The following is a 24,078-nucleotide window of genomic DNA, read 5'->3' on the forward strand; positions in this document are numbered from 1 at the left end:
TAAAGCAAGCAGCACTGATAATAGGACGAAAATCGCTATCCTAAAAGCAAATCGACATCGTTATAGCATAACAAAGCTATGTCAATATTTAGGATTATCAAGACATTATGCTTATTATCAGTGTAAATTGAATAGACAAAAATCAGTAGGGCTTTATGCCAATAAAATCGTGACGCTATTTAATCAGAGCTATCAGTCTTATGGTACAAGACGAATTCGTTTTGATTTACAGAAAGAGAATATTTGGGTGTCACGCCGTTACATTGCTCGGGTGATGAAAGCCTTATTGCTGGTATCAAAATACACCGTTAAACGTTATCAATCTCACACTACGGAAGTGAATGAAACCGCCATAGAAAATCACCTGCAACGACAATTTGATGTAGGTGATAAAAAACAAATTGTTGTTGCAGATTTAACCTATATTCAAGTTAAGCAACGTTGGAACTATTTATGTGTTTTAGTGAACTTATCCGATAGGCAAATTGTCGGTTACCATGTTGGTCAACATAAAACAGCAGAGCTTGTTATGTCGGCATTAAGCCAAATTAAACTGCCATTATCAAAATTGGATTTATTTCATTCAGACCGAGGCAAAGAGTTTGATAATCGGTTATTAGAGGCGTGTTTTAAGACATTTAATATCACGCATTCATTAAGCAAGAAAGGGGGTCCATATGACAATGCGGTAGCGGAAGCGACATTTAAAACAATTAAAACGGAATTTGTAAAAGGCCAACGTTTCAACTCAACGGCTGAATTACAACGCGCTTTTTCGGCTTATGCTTATTGGTATAATCATAAACGATTACATTCTTCGTTAGGCTACTTGCCTCCCGTTGAATTTAAAAAACACTTACCCCTTAATTTTTTTGTTTGAAAATGTGTTGCCATTCCAGGGCTTCCATTGAGAATAATTCGTGACATAAAGTTCATTAAGTTTTAAATCATAGGGGATGTCTTTTATATTATCAGCGATTTCATCGTAAGGTGAAGGTAGTGTGAAAGATAGACCATAATCATCATCAACAATCAGCATGCCAAGTAAGATAGCTCGAAACTTAGTTAGATAGCACAACTCTTCCATGGTAATGCCAGCATATAACTCGTTTTGATATTTATTTATATATTTGCCTTGGTAATTTTGGTTACATCCTATTCCAATAATGTCTCCGTCAAAAGTGGTAGTGATTGTCAATGTGCCATCGTTTAACGAATAGAAGCACCATCTATTTTGCTCACCAGGTGGAGAATACAATTCACATTCTTGACATTTAACATCAAAACGTTGGTACATTTCATCCAAATAAGTGAGAATGTTATCACCAATTTGAATGTTTCCTATTGATTTATAGCTAATAATGTTAGCATTCAATGCGATCATGACTTACCATCCTGATATTTGCCCATCGTCGTCTAATATTTTAATCTCAGTCTGACTTCTTATCCATGTAAATAACTGCGCTAAATCTTTTTCGATCCTAGGCGGATGAGCACTTATTTCAATAAAAATTTGAGTATCTTCCAAAAATAGTCTGACATCGAACAATCTACTCTTACTATTATCCCAATATGGTGAGCCTGATAAACAGTATGCGCTATTTTTAGCAATATAAGTGGGTAATGATAAAATTTCATTGGCGATATCACAGGCATTTTGCTGATACCATGTGTGATTTATAAACACTAATCTAAACTCGGCTGACATTGAGTGGTGTTATCCCTATCATAATAAGTTTTATTACTAAAACTTATGCTAACTATTTGATACTCATTACTCAATAACTAAATAGTTAATCACCCGTAACACGTAATTGTTTAATATTTTTTTGTTTGAGCGTGATGATGATCCGTTGCAGTTCAGGAGTAAAATTTTCAATTTGTGACATAATTTGCGTTAAATCAGTTATCAATATTGCCAAATTGCTAGCATTAAACACAACATTAACGGTGTAATAGTCACGAATTCTTTTTAATTGTTTAAGACTTTTCCAGCAGGTTGATGTACTAAATATTTTTCCATGAAGATCTTCGCTCATGGTAAATTATTTCTGATTGCTGATTGTCAAAGTTGATAATAAAATCTAGCGCCATAAATTTAAATACCTATTAGGTAATGAATAGTAAGATATTATCTTACATATTTACAAGATTACTGGATTAATATCTTTGTTTTTATCATAATTATCAGACAGATTAGAGGCTGTTAGATAAAAAAGGTTTATTCAGTTTTTTAGCTAATTTTTCTACACATTCTCTAGCTGCGATTTTGTAATTGATTGCATTTTCATAGGATTCATTTTTATCAACATATTCTTCAAATGTTTTAAGTGCACCTAAAAAACGAGCGGCAACAATAGTAAATTCATTATTGATCCAACAAGCGAAAATTGTTGAAGCAAACCCTTCAAAATTTTTATAATAAACAATATTTTCGATTTTTTTGATATCTAAAATCAGTACATGATTTACCTGTAAACTTTCTGGTAATCGTTTAATCTCTGTCTCATCAATGTATAAAGTTCCGTTTACGGATAAATTTTCGGGCAAGGTGTTAATTTTTTGATTTTGTAAACTTAGATAACCTCCAACTGATAAATTTTCTGATAATTTATTGATTTGCGTGTGAAATAAATCTAAATTACCACCTATAGTAAGATTACGTGGCAATGTTTGAATCTCAGTATATTCAAGTTCTAAACTTCCAGAAACAGAAAGGCCTTCAGGCAGGTTTGTTAATTTAGTGCCACTTAATGCTAAATTACCATTAATAGAGAACTTTTCTGGTAAACTTGTGATATTTGTATAGCTTAAATCTAATCCCCCACCAATTGATAAATATGTTGGTAATACTTCAATTTGAGTATCGTATAAATTTAAATTTCCCTTAACTGTGATATGTTCAGGTAATGCTTTTATCTTAGTATATTGCAAAATTAAGTTACCAAGTACGGTTAAGTTATCAGGTAACGATTCTATTTTTGATGAGTCTAAATCTAAATTTCCTCCACAAAAAAAAGTGTTAGGTAATGTTTTAATATCGCTGTAAGCTAAATATAAATTACCACCAACTGATAGATTATCAGGCAATGTCTGGATATGGGTATAATTTAAATTTAGATTGCCACCAATCGTTAAATTTTGAGGTAATTCTTCTATATGTGAATGAGCTAAATTTAGATGCCCACTAATTGATAAATTATTAGGAAGTGTCTTAATATTTGTATGATATAAGTCCACATTACCATTAATGGTTATTTTATTGTTTTTAATAAAATAATTTATTCCCTTTTTTTTAAGTAATATGAAAAATTTTTCCACCACTTATTTCCTTTTTTGTCAATGCGTTAATGGATTGTTGTGTACATAACTTGGCTTTTTTCTATACAGAATAGTTTTAATGATTAGTAATGTTTTAGTGCTATTGCTGTTGTCCTGCTTCAAAATGGTAGTGTTCCATTGAGGCACAGGTAAAAGATTCAATAAAGGCAGGTTTTGTATGCCACGTTTGTTTGGCAGTAAACAAATCATTAGCAATGGCCCAATCATACACCCCAGTATTCACAGGATAACGGGTTAACACACCAGATAATTGATGTTTTTCAATCCAAGTTTTAGCTTCAGTTAACGAGGTGAATATACCAGCAGGAAAGTTTGCTCCTTCACCATTAAATACCCATATTTCGTTCATTTTTGCTATCCTATTTAATCAATTCTGGTTGCAACATGGTATTATGCTATAAAATTAATATGCGATTTAAAACATGACAATAGTTTAAGAGAAATGTTGTCGAAAATAGATAATTCAAAATTATTAAGATTATCTTGATATTCCATTACTTTATCCACACCATAATTTGAATAGACAAGGCAAGTTATATGTATCATATCGTTTGTGATGCAAATATTAACAATATCATTATCAAATAGTTCCATACTGTTAATTGATAATTTGAAACGCAGATAAATTTGTTGTTTCAAGATATTAACATGTACATAACTAGCCATATCAGTTAATTTAAACTGCCTAGCAATATTCGATTGTAATAAAATACCTAATTGATTGAGTTTATCAGATAAGTTTGATATCAAGTCAACTGTTTTTTTATTGTTATAAATCATAATACTGTAAAAAAGCATCGTTTTCAAAATAAAAGACAAAAGAGCTAAATAAATCCTCTAATGTTGGGTTATTTAATTCATTGTTAGCCACGCTAATAATATCTTCAATTTCGGCTTTTTCTAGCGTTGGTATCCATCCTTCTTCTATAGCTTGTTTAGGCAGGTTTGAATCATCATCATCTAAAATATCTTCATCCTCAAGACTAAAAACTCCTTGGGTATTAAGTGCCCAAGATGAGTGATCAGCGGGAAGATAAAAAAAACTGTATGGCATGTCTTCTATGTTAGAAAGCATATCTCGTATAGTAATAAAATTCATCATTTTCAAAAAAATTAAAAGGTTAAGATACTTTCAGTATTCAGACATCAGTATAATGGCATATTAAATGATTGTCAGTATATTTCAATAAGCAATGTATTCATTTAATCACCATCGGCAATAATCACTTCGTCTTTACTCACAGCTTGCTTAAGTAGCATAATTAGTTTTTGGATTTCGCTGTCGTTATGTTTTTGTAACAAGTTGATTAATATTTTTTGATGATCGGGATAGATTCTGTTTCGACCATAGACATCAATCATGATGCCTGTTTTCCGCTTTAAATCGATAAAAGCTTGCTCAAGTAATTGCACTTTTTTATCACTTAAAACAAGAGATGGCTTACTGTCTTTTTGATCTGATAAGTAGGAAAAATCTAGCATCTTTTATATTCCTTGATATTGGTAATGCTTTGATTATTCTTGGTTACATAAATTAATAATATATTGAGGTGTCTTTTTTCGATAACGTATGCTCTGTTTTAAACCGATGGATCCTTGATTTGCACATTTTAGCAGATCCTCATCACTAATAATAAAATCACTATCTTCCAGAAAAATATCAATCACTGCTTCAGCAAATGAATCTGGAATGTGATTTAAGGCAAAGTTAAAAATACGATTTTTTGCGTCGTTATGTTGTAATATTGATTCAATGATGATCGATGCATTTTGCTGCCACTTTTCGGCAAACCGTAGAAAATCTTGCTCATTGAACGTATCTTGCAGAATGATCTTAGCTACCATTGAATCCCCTTAATAATATTGTATGGTAAATATAATTGTTATTTCAAGGTTGATCCTAACTAACAACAACGATCATCGCTATATTGATATACCAATATGCAAAAATATATAGATAATTATAAACAATTTTTCATCTTAACAACTATCTATTATTTCAATACAAAGATTTTAGTTAAGTGATATTTTATTCTTTTTAATCAAAAAATAGCGTTTGGAAGAAATTGGACGGAAAATGTAAGGTAGATATCTAAGTGCAAACGGAAAGGTTTTTATAGGTTTGTTAAAAAGTTCGAGTAACCAACCATCAGAATCCTTAAACGACATAAATTCAAAACTTATCGAATTATCGGATAAAATTTTAATATCACGAAGACAACAAGCACTGAGCCAAGCATATGCACTACCACCAATTCTGGCTCGGTCGACGATTTTATTACCTTTTAAATCAAGTAAATAAATATATAAAACTTCTTCCCAACCATCGCCGTATGACACAAAAAGTAAGATATAATTATCATTATAACTAAAAGCCGCTTCTAAATAGCCCCCTTTCAGTTTTTCATTACAGCCAACACCATCAACTTCAACAAGTGAATAGATTTCGCCAGGTTTCCTGAGAGGTAATCGCTTTACTACAACATTGGATATCATTTTTATCATACTTAATCTAAAAAATGTTATTTAAAATATCAATAGAAAGCCTATCAACACTAAACTTAATAAAATCACCACTTAAGTAAGCAAAATCATAAAATAAATCATCTTGAAAAACAAGATTCGATAGTATTAATCTATTTTCAAATAGATAACCATTAATATGATGAACAAAAGTATCAGCTTGTTGCATAATAGAAAAATGCTTATCTCCAGATAGTTCAGGCTTTATCTTGTCAATAAAACACAAATTAAGTTCTAATAGATAAATATTGCCCTGATTTAGCGCACAAGCGGAAGAATTGATAAAACAGCAAAGTTGATATTGACCAAAATCAAAAGTAGCCTGCTCCTCAATATATGGATCTATAGCAACTAGCTTTGCGTAATATTTCATTGTTTTTTCCATGTTTGATTGTGACTAGTGAGTGATCGCATAATTAGGGGATATAATAACAGAACATCCTGATGCATAAGATCACTAAAATTCAGTTGTATTATCCTATAATTATCTTGGTTTGTGATTGTATGATATTGATTGCATTATTTCGTGAAATGAATGATTTGATATAAAAAATGAATTTAATAACCTTAATACTTTTCCCAAATCAAAATATTATCTTTGATCCTTTTGCTGGCCCCAATTGATCTATATCAATACCAATAGAGCCTAAATAATCTATCATTTGTTGATACAAATTGAATTCATGAATTTCATCAATAATCGTTTCATGTTCGTCGAAAAAATCCACACCATCGACTAGTTTTATAACTTCGTAAAGAACCCTATACTTTTTATTTTTAAAATTTATAGCAATAGTAGTAAATTGTGAAGCATTATTGGGAAGATCATCAATAATTGTTGTTTGTAATGTTCGCCCTAATCGAATATATTCATCTTTAGTATATTTCATATAACCATAACCTTTTTATTCAATATGATTTTAGAGCCTAATAGGTTTGTCATGCACTAAAGCATAAAAACAAATCATTTACTCAGTCTGATACGTTTTATACAATGCTATTTCAGCCGATATGCATTGGCTAAATTTGCAATTTAAATTTTTTATTACGTCACCTTCTGTATAACAATAGACCATAGGATCATCATGCCTATCCATAAAAAATAGACTTGAATAACCTTGATGTAATAAAAAAGCAAAGAAATTAGTGGGAATAGAAATATTGTTCTCGACCAGTAAAACTAAAGAGCCTTGGTTTGTATCATCAATTTCATGAAATAATATAGCTGTACCAAGCTTAAAATCACCTGCATTAATGCCTAGTTTTGACAAAAAAATTTTATAATATACAGGAAGCCGACCATATTGGTGTTCAAGTTGAGCCAATTGTTGGTCATTACAGCCTTTGGTAACAAAACTTTTGGAAGTCAATATAGCAATTAATTGATTGAGTTGATGATTAAACTCCCATTTATTCAATGTGATTTTACCTTTATTTTTCTAGTTGGTAGATGTTTTTAGCTTGTAATTGTATTTTAAGACAGTAATTAAAGTACTTCAACAGTTGCCACTTGTTTAGGTCCCTCATAAATAATTATTTTAAACCCTTTATTGAGTAAGTAACAGGGCCCATTTTTCATTAAAAAATGCGCTTCACCAAAACCTATTCTTTCATGAGTATTAATGTTCTCATTATTTTTAACATTTATTACCAATGACCAACTTGTCATATCACCCTGCTTATCTTTAAGCGGTTCAGTGATCGGATAGTATTTTGTATTTATAGGAAGCGTTTTTTTCCACCTTGTTGTATGGATCGCCAATAAATTTTGACATTAACTGTCGAATGTAGCATTTTTAGATTCCTATTTAGTCATTTGTTATTCTGTTATTTTTTAATGTGTTTACCAATTTATTTAATGGCCTTCTTAATAATAAATTATCAAATTTTATTTAGCCATAAAGATTGTTTTTTGTTTAAAAAATCAGATTTTACACACTTTCATTGTGATAGGAAAATTTATATAGAAAATTACACTTGCTTCAATTTTAAGCTGGTAGGTGAATACCTTCTTATAAATACATCACTGTATTGCTCAATCAATTCTTTTGTGACGATATTATTTTTATAATCTGTTAAGTAACTTTTGTTTAATTTGCTATAACCATTTTTATCCAATGTATCCGTCTGCCAATTGCAAACAGGGCATATTTCAAAAATAGCATCTTCAGCATTTTCGAACACCACAAATTGGCAACAAGCACAAGCTACCCCTGATATTCCACTATCTGGGTGATCTATAATCTTTATTTTATTACCGGTAATTTGCTCTATTTTTGTTTCGAGATAACGATTTTTTAATAACGGTGAGGGTTTATAATTATCAAAAATATCATTATTAAATATTGCTTGTTTAGCATGCTCGCAAGATTGCTGGTTTATTATGCCATTTTCAAACAAATATGTTGTTCTAGCTTGTAAGCTTAAAACTAAATAACGCATGATAACTTAAAAAATTGATGACCTCATTACGCAAAAAAGATATACACATAATGTTGCTATGCCTCTATTAAGCTCATAATTAAATGAACGCTATAATGCTAATTATCTATTTAGCAAAAATATAATTATCACAAACGGTTATTTTTGGAAATAAATGTAAAGCGCAATTGAAGCAATAACCCAAACCCATATAAGAATATCTAGCTGGCGATCTTTCTTATATTTTTTGTCAAGAGATTGTAATATCTCATCCAAAAATAAAATAAAACAGTTAAATGATTCAAATTGCAGTGTTAATTTTTGCTCTATGACTGACCAGTAGTAAACACAACCATTATCTTGAGGCCTTAATGAAAGCAGGTAACAATTCAAGTATAGATCAGAAGCAAAAGGGAGCATATCTTGTAGCTGCGGAAAATCTCGCTTAAACTGCGCATAAATATTTTCTATTGTAAGGCCATATTTTATGCTAAAAAAATTAATCAAAAACTTGTCATCAACATAATTACTCATTTTACTATCAAGTTGTATAAAAGTTCCTCCGTTAAATTGGCGGTAAAAGTTGATAAAATCATCGGGAATTTTATTCCCAACGAATTGACTAAATTCGTTGAGTTCTTCATCAGTTAATTGTTGTTGTGTTTCTTCAAGTTTCAATATCATTTGTTTTTTCTTTTTCACCCAAACCATATTAACTAAAAAGCATGATTTATTATTTTTTTGTTTAATAGCTTCATTATGGACTTTTTATTATTTGAGTTATAAATTGATTTCGTCGATAGTTTGCATTACTCGTGCTGTAATTAGAGGCTTAAGTATTGTATTCATGGTTTCAATTTTTCCTAAGTTGGTATCATTCTGATCATCTAAATAACCTTGCTCTCGTAGTGATGCGACTAATGTTGAAAATACACCTTTGTCGAAGAATTCTGGAGCATTAATACCATGCAAAACAGATAACCGTTCAGCAATGAGACGCGCCTCTTTTTCTAGTTTTGCACGGCTAATAGTTGGATCTTTTTGCAATAAAGAAAACGCAATAGCATAACGTTGTAAAGTATCTTTAGAAGATGAAGCGATTAATTGTAATCCCGAAATTTTTAAAGAATTTACTGTCAATTTATCTGTCGAGTCGCTAATTAAATTCAATTTGGCATAAGTTTCTATGATTTGTTGTACATATACAGTTAGCTGTTCATCATTATGATAAAGGAATAGTTCTGATTTTATTAAAGGGAAAAACCGTCTTACTTGTTCTAATATTTCGCCAGATGATATTTGGTTATATTTGAGCACAATTCTAGCTACGATTGCAGGAATAATCAGTAAATGCTGAATATTATTTCGGTAGTAGGTCATTAATACTGCTTGTTCAGTTGTAAGTCCAACCATTTCACCAACTTCATCGGTAGTAATAATGAATTTACCCATTTGTTTGGCGTGTTCAAATAATTCTTCAGGTGTTTGATCTGGAATAGTTATCAAATCTGAATAAGGAATATTTTTTAATAATTTTAAAAAATAATCGATATGTTCCAGTAACCTTACTTTGGTTAGTGCGCGTTGGTCTGCGGCCAATAATATTGAACAGCATAAGTTCATCGCATTAATTGCTGCTGAAGAGTTAATATGCTCCATAATTTGTTTAGCAAGTAAATTGGTTGTTGGTGTTAACCAACTAGGGCGCTGTGTACCAGTTGGTTCAATTTCATTTCGCCAATCAGGAACTTGTTGGTTTAAAAATTGATTCAAAGGTATAGGTTGGCCAAAATTAACATAGCCAAACCCTAATTTTTTTAATTTGAAAAATGCTTTAATTGTGCGTCCTAAACTCTCTTTTTCTTTTTTTGCACCACGGAGTTCATTGGCATAAGTTGCAACTTCTAAAACATGTTCATAACCAATATAAACAGGAACAACAGTAATTGGTCGTGAATCACCACGCAATAATGTTTGGATTGTCATCATCAACATGCCTGTTTTAGGATCGAGTAACCGACCTGTGCGTGAGCGTCCACCTTCAATAAAATACTCAACAGAATAACCACGGATAAATAGTTCAGCCAGATATTCACGGAAAACGGCAGTATAAAGCTTATTTCCTCTAAATGAACGGCGAATAAAAAATGCACCTAATCGCCTAAAAATAGGACCTGCTGGCCAAAAGTTCAAATTAATGCCAGCAGCAATATGGGGAGGAACTAAACCTTGTCGATAAAGCACATAGGATAATAAAAGGTAATCCATATGACTACGATGACAAGGAGCATACACAATTTCGTGTCCGTTTTGCGCAAGCTCACGAACTGGATCTGCGTTTGTCACTTTAAGACCTTGATAGAGCCTATTCCATGCCCAAGTGAGCACAAAATCAGTTATTCTTAACATACGATAAGAAAAATTAGCGGCAATTTCGTTTAGCATTACTAAAGCATTTTTTTTCGCTTTATCAATATCAATATTTTTGCTTTTAGCCTCTTCTTGTATTGCTTCTGACAGTCCAGGATTATTTAATAATTTATTAAGCATTTCTTGGCGAATGGGTAGTTTGGGGCCGACAGAAGCTATCCTTTGCTTTGCAAAATGGATACGCGCAACGCGAGCCAATTTATGTGCTAACACTGAAAGATCTTGTTTATCGACATGAATATCTTTAAACGAAACAGTACGAGAAAAGCGTGTATAACAGTCTCTGCCTGATGTCATTATTTTTAATAATTTATTGGGTGCACCAAGTACTTGCAGTGAAAGTTTCTTTTCTCCTTCTTTATCAGGGCGGCGACCAAACATGACCGAAATAGGTAGCATCTGAATATCAAGATCATGATTTTGTTGATGTGCTGAAATATAATCTCTTAAAATTTCAATCGCTTTATTTTTTTGTTGATTGGATGCAAAAATACCAGGTCCTTTATCAATATAGATATAAGCAGGAATAACTTTATTATTGATATCTATGCCAACTAATGGATCAGGTAAACTATATTGCAAGCAAAGAGATCGAACCACCATCAAATCGATTTGAGAGTTATAAGGAAGTACGTATAAAATTGGCTTGTTGGTATCAAGGTCTAATTCTGTTATTGGATCGGTAGGAATTGGCTTGCTTTTAACAAAAAGCTTCACCAAAATTTGGATTAGAAAAAAATAAACTTTAGTCCACCAAGAAAACATAAAAAAATAAACCTCATACGTTTTTATTAATTATCCATTTAACTAACTTAGACTCTGCACTTTCTAACCAAACTGAGAAATAAATGTTTAGATTAAAAATTTAAAGCAGTTTTGTTTTTAGTCTGCAAAAGCACTTAATACTTAGTGAAGTATATACTTCTTACTGCTTGACTGTTAGTAAATTTGCACAATCTTTAGTCCATGTAAGTAGCTGATAAAAACAACTTATATAACAATATTAAAGTCTAATATAAAGGTTTATTGATATCAACTAAATGGATCTCTCTGTTTTTTCTTCTTTAGCTGATTGATTAATAAAATAGTTTCAGTTGAATTAACTACGACTTTGGTATAATGCATCTAAAATATATCGTAATTGTTTAACATCTAATTGACCTGGTGCCGATGGATTTTTAGCCGCTCCAAAAGTCATCGCTGAACCAAATGTCGAACCAGCAATACGACTAACAGTTCCAAGTCCAGCCATTGACATGGTAATAATCGGCGTAGTTGAGTGTTTTGTGTTCATTTCTGTGGTGGCAGCTAGTAAGGTTAATACATCATCCTCGGTGTTGGGCATAACTGCAATTTTGGGAATGTCTGCGCCAAGTTCTTGCATTTTTTTTAGTCGATAGACAATATCGCTCTTAGATGGCGTTTTTTCAAAATCATGATTTGATACCACAACAAATATCTGATGTTTGTGTGCGACATCGATAATATCTTTTACATAGTCATCACCAATAAACATCTCAACATCAATCAGATCGATAAGCCCACTACAAGCCATTTCTTTATTCAATTGGACATAAGATGTTAATGGCCATGGCTTAGCTCCACCTTCGTTTGCGGTTCTAAAAGTGAATAAAATAGGTTTATTTGGTAGTAAATCTGCTATTTTTTTAGCGACTAACTTTACAGTATTAAGATTATCAACGTGGATAAAGTGATCAACACGCCACTCTAAAACGTCAAAATCAATTGATTGTAAAAACTGTACTTCATCAATTAATTCTGCCTCAGTTTTACCGATAATTGGCACAATAATTTTGGGTGCGCCTGAACCGATTTCAAGTTTTTTGATGGTAAGTGTTTTCATTTTGTATCCTGTTAGCTAAAAATTCCGTTAATAGACCATAATTTTATCTGGTTTTAATTTTGTATTAAATAAAACAGTAGAATGAAGTCATTAGCATAAGAAATTATTTATTAATCATTAAAACCCATTTGCTCTTTCACATAATCAATAGGGGCATCTTCGCCTGTCCAAATTTTTATTTGAGCTGCACCTTGCCATAACATCATGCCAATACCATTTAATATTTTACAACCTTGTTGCTCAGCTATTTCAAGTAGTTTTGTTTTACGCGGACTATAAATACAATCTGTAACAACAAGATCGGGGGGTAACATTGTTGGATCTGTAATTAAGCTTTTTCCTTCTAACGGTTTCATTCCGACACCTGTTGCATTGCAAAGTACAACACTATCTGAAATTTCTTTGCGTAGCTTATCTTTATCGACCAGATCGATAACGCGTACATGACATTGAGTATTTTGATTTAATTTTTTTGCAATGGCCTCTATTTTTGTATAGCACTCATCTTTTTGATTAAAGACAGTGATCTCTTTTACGCCATCAAGAGCAGCTTGTACAACAATGGCCGTTGCAGCCCCTCCAGCACCTAGAATGGTTATTTTTTTGCCTATCACATCAATGTTGGCTTCTTTGAGCATGCGCATATAGCCCATTCCATCTGTGTTATAGCCTGTTAAAACACCATTATCATTTGAAATAGTATTACACGCACCACTCATTTCCACAGCAGGTGTTAACTTATCAAGGTATTGGCAGACTAGTTGTTTGTTGGGCATAGACACTGCACTGCCACGTAATCCTAATGCTCGTATTCCTTTAATTGCGTCAGGGAGTTTTTTTTGGTCAACTTCAAATGCTAAATAAACATAAGGTACCTTTAGTTTAGAATAAATGGTATTTTGCATTTGAGGGGATAAGCTATGGCGAATAGGGTAAGCCATTAAACCAATCAGTAAAAAATGTCCGTCGATATTATTTCTCATTAACAACTCTCCACAATAGCCCTACATTTTAGTTAAAGGCTATTTTTAGAATTTTTTATTAACACATTTTTAATTTTATATATATTTATATATAGATGAAAGAGTGAGTATACACTATCGATTGCACTTTCAACATCTATCGCCTAGAATAATAAGTTTTCTTCTTAAATAAGAATTTATTTTATGAATACAGTGCTTGATTTGTTTTCTTCAATAAATGCGGTTGTAGTTGCGGTAATTTGCATGTTAATTTTATCTCTTTGCCGTGTTCATGTCGTTATTAGCTTAATAATTGGCGCATTTGTTGGTGGACTATTTAGCCATTTATCGTTAAAAGAAACCATTGATGCATTTAATACTGGGATCAGCAATGGAGCTAATATTGCGCTTTCTTATGCTATGTTAGGGGCGTTTGCAGTGGCAATATCAAAATCTGGCTTACCCGAATTATTGGCTGATAAAGCTATTAAGCAATTTACATCAAGCGATGCAAAAAAACGTATCAAGTGGATTTTGATTGTTATTATTGGGTTAGTAAGTATTTCATCGCAAAATGTTATTCCTATTCATATTGCTTTTATTCCGCTTTTAATTCCACCGCTTTTATACGTAATGTCCCGTTTACAGCTTGATAGAAGAATGATTGCTTGTATTATGACATTTGGATTAATTACGCCTTATATGTTTTTACCAGTAGGATTTGGGAATATCTTTTTAAATCAAATTTTATTAAAAAATATTACCGCATCAGGAATGGATGTTAGCCATGTAAATGTAATGCATGCAATGGCAATTCCTGCATTAGGCATGTTTGCTGGTCTATTATGGGCTATTTTTGTTAGTTATCGTAAGCCTAGAGAATATAAAATTATTCGTGGAGAGGCAAATCAAGAAGCTTTAAAAGATGTGAATAAGCGCTCTCTTATTGTTTCATTATTGGCGATTGTTCTATCTTTTACTGTTCAACTTTATACTGGTTCAATGATTTTAGGTGCCTTAATTGGTTTTATTTGCTTTATTGTATCGGGTTCGATTAAATGGGGCGAAGCTGATGGCGTTTTTACGGACGGCATCAAAATGATGGCTATGATTGGGTTTGTAATGATTTCAGCGCAAGGTTTTGCCGAAGTGTTAAAGCAGACTCATGAAATAGAACCTTTGGTTAATAACAGTGCAGCATTATTTGCTGGTAATAAAGTGATTGCCGCTTTTGTGATGATGCTAATTGGTCTGGTTATTACATTAGGTATTGGATCTTCATTTTCGACAGTCCCTATCATTGCCGCAGTATATGTACCACTTTGTGTACAACTCGGTTTTTCACCAATTGCCACCGTATGCTTAATTGGTGCATCAGGTGCGATAGGTGATGCGGGATCGCCACCATCAGATACTATTTTAGCGACCTCTTCTGGGCTAAATAGTGATGGGCAACATGATCATATTCGTGATAGTGTTATTCCAACATTTACCCATTTTAATATTCCATTATTTATTGCTGGTTGGATTGGCTCGTTAATTTTATAAGTTAATCCAATTAAATGAATTAAGGTCGCTATTCATTATGAATAAAAAATCATCCCAAAATATTAGAGCCATTTGTGCGCAAGCTATTTTTAATGTGCTAGAAGAAGGACAGTCATTAAGCGCTACATTGACAACTTTAAACCACAAAATAGCCGATAAAGATAAGGCGTTAGTACAAGAAATCTGTTTTGGTGTGATGCGAGTGTTACCAGAACTCAACTTTCATATTCATACCTTGATGAGTAAAGTGTTAACGGGTAAAAATAGAATTTTACATGACCTATTGTTAGTGGGTATTTACCAGATTCTTTATACCCGTATTCCAGCACATGCAGCAGTTGGTGAGACAGTTAATGCGGTCAATACTCTCAAAAAAACACAGCTTAAAGGGGTTGTAAATGGTGTATTGCGTGAGTTTTTGCGCCAACAAACATCATTACAACAACAATTTACACAAGACAGCAAGCAACAAAACCAGCAGACATTACACCCAAGTTGGTTGTTAACACGCCTTAAGCAAGTCTATCCAGAGCAGTGGCAAGCCATTGTTCATGCTAATAATCAAAAGCCACCAATGTGGTTGCGAGTTAATCTTAACCAATATTCAGTAAGTGATTACCAACAATTACTTGCTGAACAACAAATTGAGTCTGATAGCTTTCCAGAGTTACCTAGTGCTCTGCGATTATTGTCGCCTGTCAATGTAAATAAATTACCCTATTTTGATGAGGGTGCTGTCACGGTACAAGATCTGTCTGCGCAATATGCCGCTTATTTGTTAGCACCGCAAAATGGCGAGCTCATTTTGGATATGTGCGCAGCACCTGGTGGTAAAACCACACATATTTTAGAAGTTGCTCCAAAAGCACAAGTTTTAGCGGTGGATATTGAGCCTAGCCGAGTGAAGCGCATTCACGAAAATTTAACTCGATTAAACTTACATGCCGAAGTTAAAGTTGGTGATGGATTAACCCCAGAACGATGGTGTAAAGGGCAACAATTTGATCGCATTTTACTTGATGCGCCTTGCTCAGCAACAGGCGTTATCCGCCGTCATCCAGATATAAAATGGTTACGCCGAGATAGTGATATTGCCCAATTAACTGAGCTACAACATGCAATCTTAACTAATATTTGGTCTTATTTAAAAACTAGTGGTACTTTAGTTTATGCCACTTGTTCAATTCTACCAGACGAAAATAAATTACAAATTGAGCGTTTTTTACAAGAAAACACCAGCGCCAAATTACAAGGTGAAATTAAAGAATTTTTACCTACTGAAAATGGTGGTGATGGTTTCTTTTATGCAGTATTAAAGAAAGTATAATTTTCCCTTTTATTTTTGTTAAAAAGTTTCAGGTAACTATGTGTTTAAGTATAAAAAACTAAAAAAATCACACAATCCTAATTTGGACAATCTTTAGTAGTTGTGATAAATTTTGGGCTTGTTTTATCTTATAAAGATGTTCAGATATGGCTTATACTCTCACCTACAATGATTTACCTGAAAATATCCAACATTGGCAAGGTTTACCACTGTCATTAAATGGCTGTGAAGTGGTTCCTTTAGATTATAATGCAGGTAAAACAGGCTGGATTATTTATGGTAAAAAGTTAAATAAAACAGTCTTATCAAAATTCCAAGATCAACTTGCTATGCCAATGGTGATTGTTTCATCATGGAAAATCAAAACTTATCAGATTGTTCGTATTGCAGGGGTGATACCTAAAAAAGCTAAATCGATATCATTAGCATTAGGTATTGATGTTGCCCCAATCGATAATTTACCCACGCTACGCTCCCCAGGATTACTTGTTATGGACATGGATTCGACAGCGATTGGCATTGAATGTATTGATGAACTGGCCAAATTGCATGGTGTAGGGCAGCAAGTTGCAGCGGTAACTGAACAAGCTATGCGTGGTGAACTTGATTTTGCCACAAGTTTGCGAAAACGTGTGGCAACCTTAAAAGGGGCGCATCAAGCTATTTTAGATCAAGTTAAAGATAATTTACCACTTACTCCTGGGCTTACTTATATAGTAAAAGAACTGCATAAAAAAAATTGGCATGTTGCTATTGCCTCAGGCGGTTTTACCTATTTTGCGGATCATTTAAAGCAAAAGTTAAAATTAGTTGACGTTTATGCTAATGAATTAGAAATCAAACATGGAAAATTAACTGGTAAAGTTTCTGGTCAAATTGTTGATGCAAAATATAAAGCAAGGACATTACAACAACTAGCAGCATCGTTGGAAATTCCCATTGAACAAACTGTCGCAATTGGTGATGGAGCCAATGATTTGATGATGATTCGTATTGCTGGTCTAGGTGTTGCTTATCATGGTAAACCTAAAGTTGTCGAAAAAGCACGAATTAGTATTAATTATGCAGATTTAACAGGTTTATGGTGTATTTTATCCACTAGTTTATTAAGTGAAGGTTAGGAGATTAAATTGGCAAAAGCAGTGAAACGTGCTTATGTTTGTAATGATTGTGGAGCAGATTACCCACGTTGGCAAGGACAATGTAGTTCATGCCATGCTTGGAACACCATTACCGAAGTTAGGCTTGCAAGTACCTCTTCACGTAACGACAGATTAACGGGTTATGCAGGTAGCGGGATTGGGCAAGCTAAAATTCAAAAATTGTCCGAGATCAGTTTAGAGGCACTGCCAAGATTTTCAACCGGTTTTTCAGAATTTGATCGTGTGCTTGGTGGTGGTGTCGTACCGGGGAGTGCCATTCTCATAGGAGGGAATCCCGGAGCAGGTAAAAGTACGTTGTTACTGCAAACCATGAGTAAACTCTCATCACAAATGAATACACTTTATGTTACTGGTGAGGAATCCCTCCAACAAGTTGCGATGCGTGCCCATCGATTAGGTTTACCTGCGGATAATATTAATATGTTGTCCGAAACCAGTATTGAGCAAATCTGTTTATTGGCTGAGCAGTCCAAGCCTAAATTAATGGTGATTGACTCTATCCAAGTGATGCACCTTACTGATATCCAATCTTCGCCTGGTAGTGTCGCTCAGGTTCGAGAAACAGCTGCTTATTTAACACGTTTTGCTAAAACAAAAGGCATTGCCATTATCATGGTGGGGCATGTTACTAAAGATGGCTCTCTTGCTGGTCCAAAAGTACTTGAGCACTGTATTGACTGCTCAATTTTATTAGATGGCGATGCCGACTCACGTTTTAGAACTCTACGTAGTCATAAAAACCGTTTTGGAGCAGTAAATGAGCTGGGTGTATTTGCTATGACCGAACAAGGTTTAAAAGAGGTTAGCAACCCATCAGCAATCTTTTTAAGCCGTGGAGATGAAATGTTACCAGGTAGTTCGGTAATGGTATTGTGGGAAGGTACTCGCCCATTACTGGTCGAAATCCAAGCGCTAGTCGATCACTCGATGTATGGTAATCCAAGACGTGTGACTGTAGGATTAGATCAAAATCGGCTTGCATTATTGCTTGCAGTATTGCATAGGCATGGGGGATTGCAAATGGCCGATCAAGATATTTTTGTTAATGTTGTTGGTGGTGTAAAAGTTACCGAAACAAGTGCGGATTTAGCATTGATTGCAGCACTTGTATCAAGTTTTCGCAATCGTCCGTTGCCACAAGATATCGTTATTTTTGGTGAAATTGGTCTTGGTGGCGAAATTCGACCAGTACCAAGTGGACAAGAACGTATCTCTGAAGCAGCTAAACATGGTTTTAAAAAAGCAATTGTACCTATTGCCAATATGCCGAAGAAGAAACCCGAAAATATGCAGATTTTTGCAGTTAAAAAAGTGTCAGAAGCACTAGATATTTTAAGTGATTTTTAAAAAACATATAAAATAGTAATAGTTAAAATTAATCCGCCAATAAGATTATCGGCGGATTAAAGTTGGATTCAATTTTATTAAATGAGTTAATATTATTGTTTAATAACAAATTTCATAACAAGGTTGATAAGCGCTTCCTCCTGGCAATTTCATTCGGTTTTGTTTAACAAAACTACGCAATAAATTATCAAGTTGCTGCATAATTTCAATATCACCTTGTAATTTGTATCGACCATTTTCGGCAATTTGCTTCATACCAAATTCTTTAACATTTCCTGCAACAATACCAGAAAACGCACGACGCAAATCAGCGGCTAACAGCTCGACAGGTTGCTCACGATGAAGATTTAATGAAGCCATATTAGCGTGAGTAGGTTCGAAAGTATGTTGTAATGATTCATCAATTTTTAATAGCCAATTAAACCCATAAGCATCACCTGTTTTTAAGCGTGAAGCTTTAACATGCTTAACACCCTCTTTCATAATACGAGCTACTTGTTCAGGTGAATCGATAATAATTTGATAAAGTTTAGTGGCCTCATCGCCTAATGTGCTACGAATAAAATTATCTATTGAAGCAAAATAATCTTCGCATTCTTTAGGTCCAGTCAGAATAAGAGGTAGGGTTTGGTGTTTATTTGCAGGGTTTAATAAAATACCCAGAATATAAAGCAACTCCTCAGCGGTGCCTGGTCCACCAGGGAAGATAATAATGCCATGAGCCATTCGCACAAACGCTTCAAGGCGTTTTTCGATATCGGGCATAATAATCAATTCATTGACTAATGCATTAGGCGGTTCTGCTGCAATAATTGACGGTTCGGTCATACCAATAAAACGGCTTTCTTTATAACGCTGTTGCGCATGACCAACGGCAGCTCCTTTCATTGGTGCTTCCATAACACCTGGACCACAACCAGTACAAATATTAAGTTCACGCAAACCAAGTTGCATACCTACTTGACGGGCATAATAGTATTCATTTTCGTTAATCGAATGTCCACCCCAGCAGACAACCAAATTTGGCTCTTCACCCACATGGAGCGCATTGGCATTGCGTAAAATAGAAAAAACAAGGTTTGTAATATAAAACGAATGATCCCTTTCAAATTTGAAATCGGAAATAAGCTCTTTAACTGCACTGATTTGACTATTCAAAAAAAGGATATCGCGTAACACTGCAAACAAATTAGCTTGAATTGAACGAATAATTCGACCATCAACAAAAGCGCTTTCTGGAGCATTAACCAACTCCAACTTGACGCCTCGCTCTTTACTAATCACATTAATTTCGAAAGACTGGAATCTATCTAACAGATCTTTTGTATTATCGGTTTTACTACCTGCATTTAGTGTTGCTAACGAACAATTTCTATATAATTTATAAAGTTCGCTATTGGCAGATTTTTTCAGGATATCGACTTCTGCCTGAGCAAGTAAATCCATTGATCCTAATGGGCTAATATGGGTGATCATTACAACCTCCATTTGACTATTTTATCAGCAAGGCGACTATTATATACTTAAACTGACTGAATATGTAAAGTTGATAAATCTTCTTGATAACAGATTAAATTAGACTACCTAAAAGATAGAATAAAGAAAGAGACTTTCATCTTATATCCTTATTAATTTTTTACTAAAACACATAGTAACCTGAAACTTTTTGACAAAAAGTCAATTTATATTTATCCAATGTTTATTATTAATCAATTCGTTTAATAAAGTGTTTTATCTTAAATCCCATGGCAATCAATGATGCAAAATAGACTAAAATGCCCACAATAACCAATAAAAATAATCGCCCGATACGGATCAACATTGAACCAGTCGACCAGTCAGGTAATAACTGTGAACCGAACCACAATACCGCAGACATTAGAATTACCGCAATGACGATTTTACTCAAAAAGCAACGCCAACCAGGTTGGGGTTGATAAAGCTGTTTTTTACGCAACTGCCAATATAATAATCCAGCATTAAAGCAAGCGGCTAAGCCAATTGATAACGAAAGACCTGCATGTTGTAATGGACCAATAAAAGCAAGATTCATTAGCTGTGTTAAAATTAATGTAATAATTGCAATTTTAACTGGTGTTTTAATATCCTGACGTGAATAAAAGGCTGGAGCTAGCACTTTAATCAAAATCAACCCAAGTAGACCTATAGAATAAGCAACTAAGGCTCGCTGTGTCATTAAGGTATCATTTAAGGTAAATTGTCCATATTCAAATAGCGTTGATATAAGTGGGCGAGAAATAACCCCTAATGCAATTGTACTCGGTAGAGCCAATAAAAAACAAAGGCGTAACCCCCAATCTAACAATTCACAATATTGTTTATGATCACCTTTAGAAAAGCTTTTTGCTAATGATGGCAATAAAATGGTGCCTAATGCTACACCAAGCACCCCAGCAGGAAACTCCATTAAGCGATCAGCATAATACATCCACGAAACCGAGCCTGAAACTAGAAAAGAAGCAAAAATAGTATTAATAATTAAAGAGATTTGCCCTACAGACACCCCTAAAATTGCTGGTCCCATTTGTTTTAAAACCCGCCAAACACCACTATCTTTTAAGCTAATACGCGGTAATACTAGCATGCCAATTTTCTTTAAATAAGGTAGCTGGTAAAGCAATTGTAAAATCCCACCAACACCAACAGATACAGCAAGTGCCAATACTGGTGGATTAAAGTAAGGTGTTAAAAATAGGGTAAATACAATCATACTCACATTGAGTAGTGTTGGAACAAAAGCAGGGACAGAAAACCGATTCCATGTATTAAGGATGGCTCCAACAAGTGATGCCAACGATATAAAAAAGATATAAGGAAAGGTTATGCGTAGCATGGTAGTTGCAAGTTCAAATTTTTCAGTTGATTCTTGCATAAATCCAGGCGCAGTTAGCATAATGATAAAAGGCGCTGTGATAACTCCAATTAGCGTGACTAAAGCCAAGACTAAAGTTAATAATCCAGCAATATAAGCAATAAATGTGCGAGTTGCCTCAGTTCCTTGTTGATTTTTATATTCAGCTAAAATTGGTACAAACGCTTGTGAAAATGCCCCTTCTGCAAAAATACGTCGAAGTAAATTAGGAAGTTTAAATGCAACAAAAAATGCATCGGTGGTCATACCTGCACCGAAAAAACGTGCAATAATGGCATCACGCACAAAACCTAATACACGTGACACCATCGTCATTGAGCTGACAGTAGCTAAAGATTTTAAAAGATTCATATTCAAATTATATACAAAGTATACAGCCTAAAACTGATAATGAAGCATAGTCTACAAACTATTACTTTAAATAACCATGCTTTTTTAATAAACTTAATTTTATACATGCCGCCAGCAAATACTGGCGAATGTTTAGTTTAACGATCTTCATAAGGTGTAAACAGCACGAATTCAACGATATCTTTATAGGCAGGGCGAATAACTAACAATCATCAAAATTGAGTTCTTCAATTCGATAAGCTAATACAAGACATTACTAATAATGCCGCATAAACATCTTTTGGTAAGCCAATCACGTCATAAACAAAGCCTGTATAGCAATCAATTGACACAAACGAGAATAAACTAATAAAGCGCTATTTGAATATATTGAAATCTATTATAATCAAGTTAATCGACATTCCGCCAATGGTTGAATATCGTCACACAAAAATGAAATTAAGTTATATAAGGTAAATACTGCTTAATATTTATTTTGGCGAAAATCTGAAAAAAGAGCATATACCAATTATGAAGATACCAAAAATAGTTATTCTAACCGGTGCCGGTATTTCGGCCGAATCGGGTTTATCAACCTTTCGAGCTCAAAATGGATTATGGGAAGGTTATGATGTTAATGATGTAGCAACTTACGAAGGCTATATACGCAATCCAACAGCGGTACATGATTTTTATAATATGTTACGTCGTAAATTACAAAATCCAGATGTTAAGCCTAATGCTGCCCACTTTGCGCTGGCTGAATTAGAACAGAAATTAGGTAGTGATAACCTCTTAATTGTGACACAAAATGTGGACAACTTACATGAACAAGCTGGATCTAAAAATATTATTCACATGCATGGTGAATTATTAAAAGTGCGTAATGAAAAAACAGGACAGATAATTGATTGCTTTAACGATGTGAATTATCAACAAAACAAATTCATTCGCCCACATATAGTCTGGTTTGGTGAAATTCCGCTACAAATGGAACAAATTTATGATGCGCTTTCACAAGCTGATTATTTTATATCCATTGGCACATCAGGTAATGTCTATCCTGCTGCTGGTTTTGTACAAATCGCTAACCAAACAAGTGCTAAAACGGTTGAACTTAATTTAGAGCCCAGCTTAGGTGAAAGTCTGTTTCAAACCAAAATTTACGGACCTGCAAGTAAAATTGTTCCTGAATTTATCAAAAAATTCATCTAAAGCAAATTGCTACTTTAGTTGTTTAAGATAATTTTTGTTGCCTAAATTACTCATTTGGGCATGAATCCATTTGGTTCTCTTTTTTACTCGTTCACTTGGTTTAATTGGGCTCCAGCGTCTAGGATTAGGTAATACTGCCGCAAGTAAACTTGCTTGCTGTGAAGTTAATTGATTGGCACTTACATTAAAATAATACTGAGAAGCAGCTTCAATGCCAAAAATACCTTCTCCCCATTCTGCACAGTTTAAATAGACCTCAAGAATACGCTCTTTTGACCAAAAAAGTTCTATCCATAATGTAAACCAAGACTCCATTCCTTTGCGAATCCAACTACGAGTTGGCCATAAAAAGATATTTTTAGCGACTTGCTGAGTAATTGTGCTAGCACCTTTAATCTTTTTGCTATTTTGATTATGATTTAGCGCTAGGCGGATAGCGTTAAAATCAAATCCCCAGTGCACAGAAAAATTTTGATCTTCTGAAGCGATTACCGCAATTTTTATATTATCTGAAATTTCGTCCAAATCTTTCCAGATTCGTTGCTGTGGTGTATTCCAATGCATTATCTTACGTTCTATCATTAGCATAGAACCGAAAGGTGGATTCACCCAACGCATTACTAAGGTCGAAAAGATAGATAATAGCATAAATCCAATTATCGCTTTTTTAGTTATATTTAAAAATTTCCTGAATAAAAGCCTCATGCTGATTT

At 33.7% G+C, this 24,078-nt stretch carries 28 protein-coding genes; 6 read left to right on the forward strand and 22 right to left on the reverse strand.

Going from position 1 to position 24,078, the window contains the following annotated elements; genetic code table 11:
• On the forward strand, positions 1-880 hold an 880-nt coding region (locus A9G38_RS01170), incomplete at its 5' end, for an IS3 family transposase (RefSeq protein WP_081297939.1).
• Here A9G38_RS01170 and A9G38_RS01175 read toward each other — a convergent pair.
• From A9G38_RS01175 to A9G38_RS01265, 19 genes are all read right to left on the reverse strand, one after another.
• Complete coding sequence (locus tag A9G38_RS01175; RefSeq protein WP_051634257.1) at positions 857-1,384, reverse strand: hypothetical protein; 528 nt, start codon at positions 1,382-1,384, stop codon at positions 857-859. The genes A9G38_RS01170 and A9G38_RS01175 overlap by 24 nt on opposite strands.
• A gap of 3 nt (positions 1,385-1,387) precedes the next feature.
• Positions 1,388-1,708 carry a hypothetical protein gene (locus A9G38_RS01180; RefSeq protein WP_034913579.1) on the reverse strand — a complete coding sequence of 107 codons (321 nt, stop codon included), beginning with the start codon at positions 1,706-1,708 and terminating at the stop codon, positions 1,388-1,390.
• Positions 1,709-1,793: 85 nt separating this feature from the next.
• Complete coding sequence (locus A9G38_RS01185) at positions 1,794-2,039, reverse strand: hypothetical protein (protein ID WP_034913576.1); 246 nt, start codon at positions 2,037-2,039, stop codon at positions 1,794-1,796.
• A 157-nt stretch (positions 2,040-2,196) separates the two neighbouring features.
• Positions 2,197-3,324, reverse strand: a complete 1,128-nt coding sequence (locus tag A9G38_RS01190) for a hypothetical protein (RefSeq protein WP_141671672.1) — start codon at positions 3,322-3,324, stop codon at positions 2,197-2,199.
• A 97-nt stretch (positions 3,325-3,421) separates the two neighbouring features.
• On the reverse strand, positions 3,422-3,691 hold the full coding sequence (locus A9G38_RS01195; protein WP_034913569.1) for a DUF7710 domain-containing protein: 270 nt from the start codon (positions 3,689-3,691) through the stop codon (positions 3,422-3,424).
• A 41-nt stretch (positions 3,692-3,732) separates the two neighbouring features.
• Positions 3,733-4,122 carry a hypothetical protein gene (locus tag A9G38_RS01200; protein WP_141671117.1) on the reverse strand — a complete coding sequence of 130 codons (390 nt, stop codon included), beginning with the start codon at positions 4,120-4,122 and terminating at the stop codon, positions 3,733-3,735.
• A complete protein-coding gene (locus A9G38_RS01205) occupies positions 4,112-4,444 on the reverse strand; it encodes a DUF7716 domain-containing protein (protein WP_442902849.1) in 333 nt (110 codons plus the stop codon). The genes A9G38_RS01200 and A9G38_RS01205 overlap by 11 nt, the downstream gene beginning before the upstream one ends.
• A gap of 101 nt (positions 4,445-4,545) precedes the next feature.
• Positions 4,546-4,824, reverse strand: a complete 279-nt coding sequence (locus A9G38_RS01210; RefSeq protein WP_034913558.1) for a hypothetical protein — start codon at positions 4,822-4,824, stop codon at positions 4,546-4,548.
• 33 nt (positions 4,825-4,857) lie between these two features.
• Positions 4,858-5,187 (reverse strand): hypothetical protein, encoded by a 330-nt coding sequence (locus tag A9G38_RS01215; RefSeq protein ID WP_034913554.1) that lies wholly within the window; start codon positions 5,185-5,187, stop codon positions 4,858-4,860.
• 168 nt (positions 5,188-5,355) lie between these two features.
• Positions 5,356-5,838: a hypothetical protein gene (locus A9G38_RS01220; protein WP_034913549.1), complete on the reverse strand. Its 483-nt coding sequence runs from the start codon at positions 5,836-5,838 to the stop codon at positions 5,356-5,358.
• A gap of 16 nt (positions 5,839-5,854) precedes the next feature.
• Positions 5,855-6,238 carry a hypothetical protein gene (locus A9G38_RS01225; protein ID WP_034913545.1) on the reverse strand — a complete coding sequence of 128 codons (384 nt, stop codon included), beginning with the start codon at positions 6,236-6,238 and terminating at the stop codon, positions 5,855-5,857.
• Positions 6,239-6,449: 211 nt separating this feature from the next.
• Complete coding sequence (locus tag A9G38_RS01230; protein WP_034913541.1) at positions 6,450-6,755, reverse strand: hypothetical protein; 306 nt, start codon at positions 6,753-6,755, stop codon at positions 6,450-6,452.
• 78 nt (positions 6,756-6,833) lie between these two features.
• On the reverse strand, positions 6,834-7,283 hold the full coding sequence (locus A9G38_RS01235; RefSeq protein WP_034913537.1) for a hypothetical protein: 450 nt from the start codon (positions 7,281-7,283) through the stop codon (positions 6,834-6,836).
• 68 nt (positions 7,284-7,351) lie between these two features.
• Complete coding sequence (locus A9G38_RS01240; RefSeq protein ID WP_202961573.1) at positions 7,352-7,534, reverse strand: hypothetical protein; 183 nt, start codon at positions 7,532-7,534, stop codon at positions 7,352-7,354.
• A gap of 302 nt (positions 7,535-7,836) precedes the next feature.
• A complete protein-coding gene (locus tag A9G38_RS11510) occupies positions 7,837-8,307 on the reverse strand; it encodes a CPCC family cysteine-rich protein (RefSeq protein ID WP_051634255.1) in 471 nt (156 codons plus the stop codon).
• 138 nt (positions 8,308-8,445) lie between these two features.
• Complete coding sequence (locus A9G38_RS01250; RefSeq protein ID WP_218056473.1) at positions 8,446-8,988, reverse strand: SMI1/KNR4 family protein; 543 nt, start codon at positions 8,986-8,988, stop codon at positions 8,446-8,448.
• A gap of 78 nt (positions 8,989-9,066) precedes the next feature.
• The gene (gene plsB / locus A9G38_RS01255) at positions 9,067-11,481 is read right to left on the reverse strand and encodes a glycerol-3-phosphate 1-O-acyltransferase PlsB (protein ID WP_034913582.1); all 2,415 of its coding nucleotides are present in this window, start codon (positions 11,479-11,481) and stop codon (positions 9,067-9,069) included.
• A 334-nt stretch (positions 11,482-11,815) separates the two neighbouring features.
• A complete protein-coding gene (gene aroD / locus A9G38_RS01260; RefSeq protein ID WP_034913534.1) occupies positions 11,816-12,580 on the reverse strand; it encodes a type I 3-dehydroquinate dehydratase in 765 nt (254 codons plus the stop codon).
• 110 nt (positions 12,581-12,690) lie between these two features.
• On the reverse strand, positions 12,691-13,563 hold the full coding sequence (locus tag A9G38_RS01265) for a shikimate dehydrogenase (RefSeq protein ID WP_034913530.1): 873 nt from the start codon (positions 13,561-13,563) through the stop codon (positions 12,691-12,693).
• Positions 13,564-13,746: 183 nt separating this feature from the next.
• Here A9G38_RS01265 and A9G38_RS01270 point away from each other — a divergent pair, with 183 nt between their 5' ends.
• From A9G38_RS01270 to radA, 4 genes are all read left to right on the forward strand, one after another.
• Positions 13,747-15,090, forward strand: coding sequence for a Na+/H+ antiporter family protein (locus tag A9G38_RS01270; RefSeq protein WP_034913526.1), 1,344 nt, complete (start codon positions 13,747-13,749; stop codon positions 15,088-15,090).
• Between the two features lie 37 nt (positions 15,091-15,127).
• Positions 15,128-16,417, forward strand: coding sequence for a 16S rRNA (cytosine(967)-C(5))-methyltransferase RsmB (gene rsmB, locus A9G38_RS01275; protein ID WP_034913522.1), 1,290 nt, complete (start codon positions 15,128-15,130; stop codon positions 16,415-16,417).
• Between the two features lie 146 nt (positions 16,418-16,563).
• Entirely contained in the window at positions 16,564-17,538 is a 975-nt protein-coding gene (gene serB / locus A9G38_RS01280; protein ID WP_034913517.1) for a phosphoserine phosphatase, read from the forward strand.
• Positions 17,539-17,547: 9 nt separating this feature from the next.
• Entirely contained in the window at positions 17,548-18,927 is a 1,380-nt protein-coding gene (gene radA / locus A9G38_RS01285; protein ID WP_034913515.1) for a DNA repair protein RadA, read from the forward strand.
• Positions 18,928-19,026: 99 nt separating this feature from the next.
• On the opposite strand, the gene ppnN is transcribed toward radA, so the two are convergent.
• Together ppnN and murJ are read right to left on the reverse strand one after the other, a co-directional pair.
• Positions 19,027-20,403: a nucleotide 5'-monophosphate nucleosidase PpnN gene (ppnN, locus tag A9G38_RS01290; protein ID WP_034913512.1), complete on the reverse strand. Its 1,377-nt coding sequence runs from the start codon at positions 20,401-20,403 to the stop codon at positions 19,027-19,029.
• 229 nt (positions 20,404-20,632) lie between these two features.
• Positions 20,633-22,171, reverse strand: a complete 1,539-nt coding sequence (gene murJ / locus A9G38_RS01295) for a murein biosynthesis integral membrane protein MurJ (protein WP_034913509.1) — start codon at positions 22,169-22,171, stop codon at positions 20,633-20,635.
• A gap of 510 nt (positions 22,172-22,681) precedes the next feature.
• Between murJ and cobB the strand changes: the two genes are divergently transcribed.
• Positions 22,682-23,365, forward strand: a complete 684-nt coding sequence (gene cobB, locus A9G38_RS01300; protein ID WP_034913504.1) for a Sir2 family NAD+-dependent deacetylase — start codon at positions 22,682-22,684, stop codon at positions 23,363-23,365.
• 9 nt (positions 23,366-23,374) lie between these two features.
• Here cobB and mtgA read toward each other — a convergent pair whose 3' ends face one another.
• On the reverse strand, positions 23,375-24,070 hold the full coding sequence (gene mtgA / locus A9G38_RS01305; protein ID WP_034913501.1) for a monofunctional biosynthetic peptidoglycan transglycosylase: 696 nt from the start codon (positions 24,068-24,070) through the stop codon (positions 23,375-23,377).
• Between the last annotated feature and the right edge of the window lie 8 nt (positions 24,071-24,078).

The sequence above is a fragment of the Gilliamella sp. Imp1-1 genome (genome assembly GCF_001690415.1).
Taxonomy (GTDB): Bacteria; Pseudomonadota; Gammaproteobacteria; order Enterobacterales; family Orbaceae; genus Gilliamella; species Gilliamella bombi.

Excerpts from the sequence above, each read along its gene's own strand:
- A9G38_RS01270 (WP_034913526.1), top strand. The coding sequence starts at position 13,747 with ATGAATACAGTGCTTGATTTGTTTTCTTCAATAAATGCGGTTGTAGTT.
- A9G38_RS01225 (WP_034913545.1), bottom strand. The coding sequence starts at position 6,238 with ATGAAATATTACGCAAAGCTAGTTGCTATAGATCCATATATTGAGGAG.
- A9G38_RS01210 (WP_034913558.1), bottom strand. The coding sequence starts at position 4,824 with ATGCTAGATTTTTCCTACTTATCAGATCAAAAAGACAGTAAGCCATCT.
- A9G38_RS01215 (WP_034913554.1), bottom strand. The coding sequence starts at position 5,187 with ATGGTAGCTAAGATCATTCTGCAAGATACGTTCAATGAGCAAGATTTT.
- A9G38_RS01230 (WP_034913541.1), bottom strand. The coding sequence starts at position 6,755 with ATGAAATATACTAAAGATGAATATATTCGATTAGGGCGAACATTACAA.
- A9G38_RS01180 (WP_034913579.1), bottom strand. The coding sequence starts at position 1,708 with ATGTCAGCCGAGTTTAGATTAGTGTTTATAAATCACACATGGTATCAG.
- A9G38_RS01195 (WP_034913569.1), bottom strand. The coding sequence starts at position 3,691 with ATGAACGAAATATGGGTATTTAATGGTGAAGGAGCAAACTTTCCTGCT.
- ppnN (WP_034913512.1), bottom strand. The coding sequence starts at position 20,403 with ATGATCACCCATATTAGCCCATTAGGATCAATGGATTTACTTGCTCAG.
- A9G38_RS01175 (WP_051634257.1), bottom strand. The coding sequence starts at position 1,384 with ATGATCGCATTGAATGCTAACATTATTAGCTATAAATCAATAGGAAAC.
- mtgA (WP_034913501.1), bottom strand. The coding sequence starts at position 24,070 with ATGAGGCTTTTATTCAGGAAATTTTTAAATATAACTAAAAAAGCGATA.
- aroD (WP_034913534.1), bottom strand. The coding sequence starts at position 12,580 with ATGAAAACACTTACCATCAAAAAACTTGAAATCGGTTCAGGCGCACCC.
- A9G38_RS11510 (WP_051634255.1), bottom strand. The coding sequence starts at position 8,307 with ATGCGTTATTTAGTTTTAAGCTTACAAGCTAGAACAACATATTTGTTT.
- cobB (WP_034913504.1), top strand. The coding sequence starts at position 22,682 with ATGAAGATACCAAAAATAGTTATTCTAACCGGTGCCGGTATTTCGGCC.
- A9G38_RS01240 (WP_202961573.1), bottom strand. The coding sequence starts at position 7,534 with ATGACAAGTTGGTCATTGGTAATAAATGTTAAAAATAATGAGAACATT.
- A9G38_RS01185 (WP_034913576.1), bottom strand. The coding sequence starts at position 2,039 with ATGAGCGAAGATCTTCATGGAAAAATATTTAGTACATCAACCTGCTGG.
- A9G38_RS01200 (WP_141671117.1), bottom strand. The coding sequence starts at position 4,122 with ATGATTTATAACAATAAAAAAACAGTTGACTTGATATCAAACTTATCT.
- rsmB (WP_034913522.1), top strand. The coding sequence starts at position 15,128 with ATGAATAAAAAATCATCCCAAAATATTAGAGCCATTTGTGCGCAAGCT.
- A9G38_RS01205 (WP_442902849.1), bottom strand. The coding sequence starts at position 4,444 with ATGATGAATTTTATTACTATACGAGATATGCTTTCTAACATAGAAGAC.
- murJ (WP_034913509.1), bottom strand. The coding sequence starts at position 22,171 with ATGAATCTTTTAAAATCTTTAGCTACTGTCAGCTCAATGACGATGGTG.
- A9G38_RS01265 (WP_034913530.1), bottom strand. The coding sequence starts at position 13,563 with ATGAGAAATAATATCGACGGACATTTTTTACTGATTGGTTTAATGGCT.
- A9G38_RS01220 (WP_034913549.1), bottom strand. The coding sequence starts at position 5,838 with ATGATATCCAATGTTGTAGTAAAGCGATTACCTCTCAGGAAACCTGGC.
- serB (WP_034913517.1), top strand. The coding sequence starts at position 16,564 with ATGGCTTATACTCTCACCTACAATGATTTACCTGAAAATATCCAACAT.
- plsB (WP_034913582.1), bottom strand. The coding sequence starts at position 11,481 with ATGTTTTCTTGGTGGACTAAAGTTTATTTTTTTCTAATCCAAATTTTG.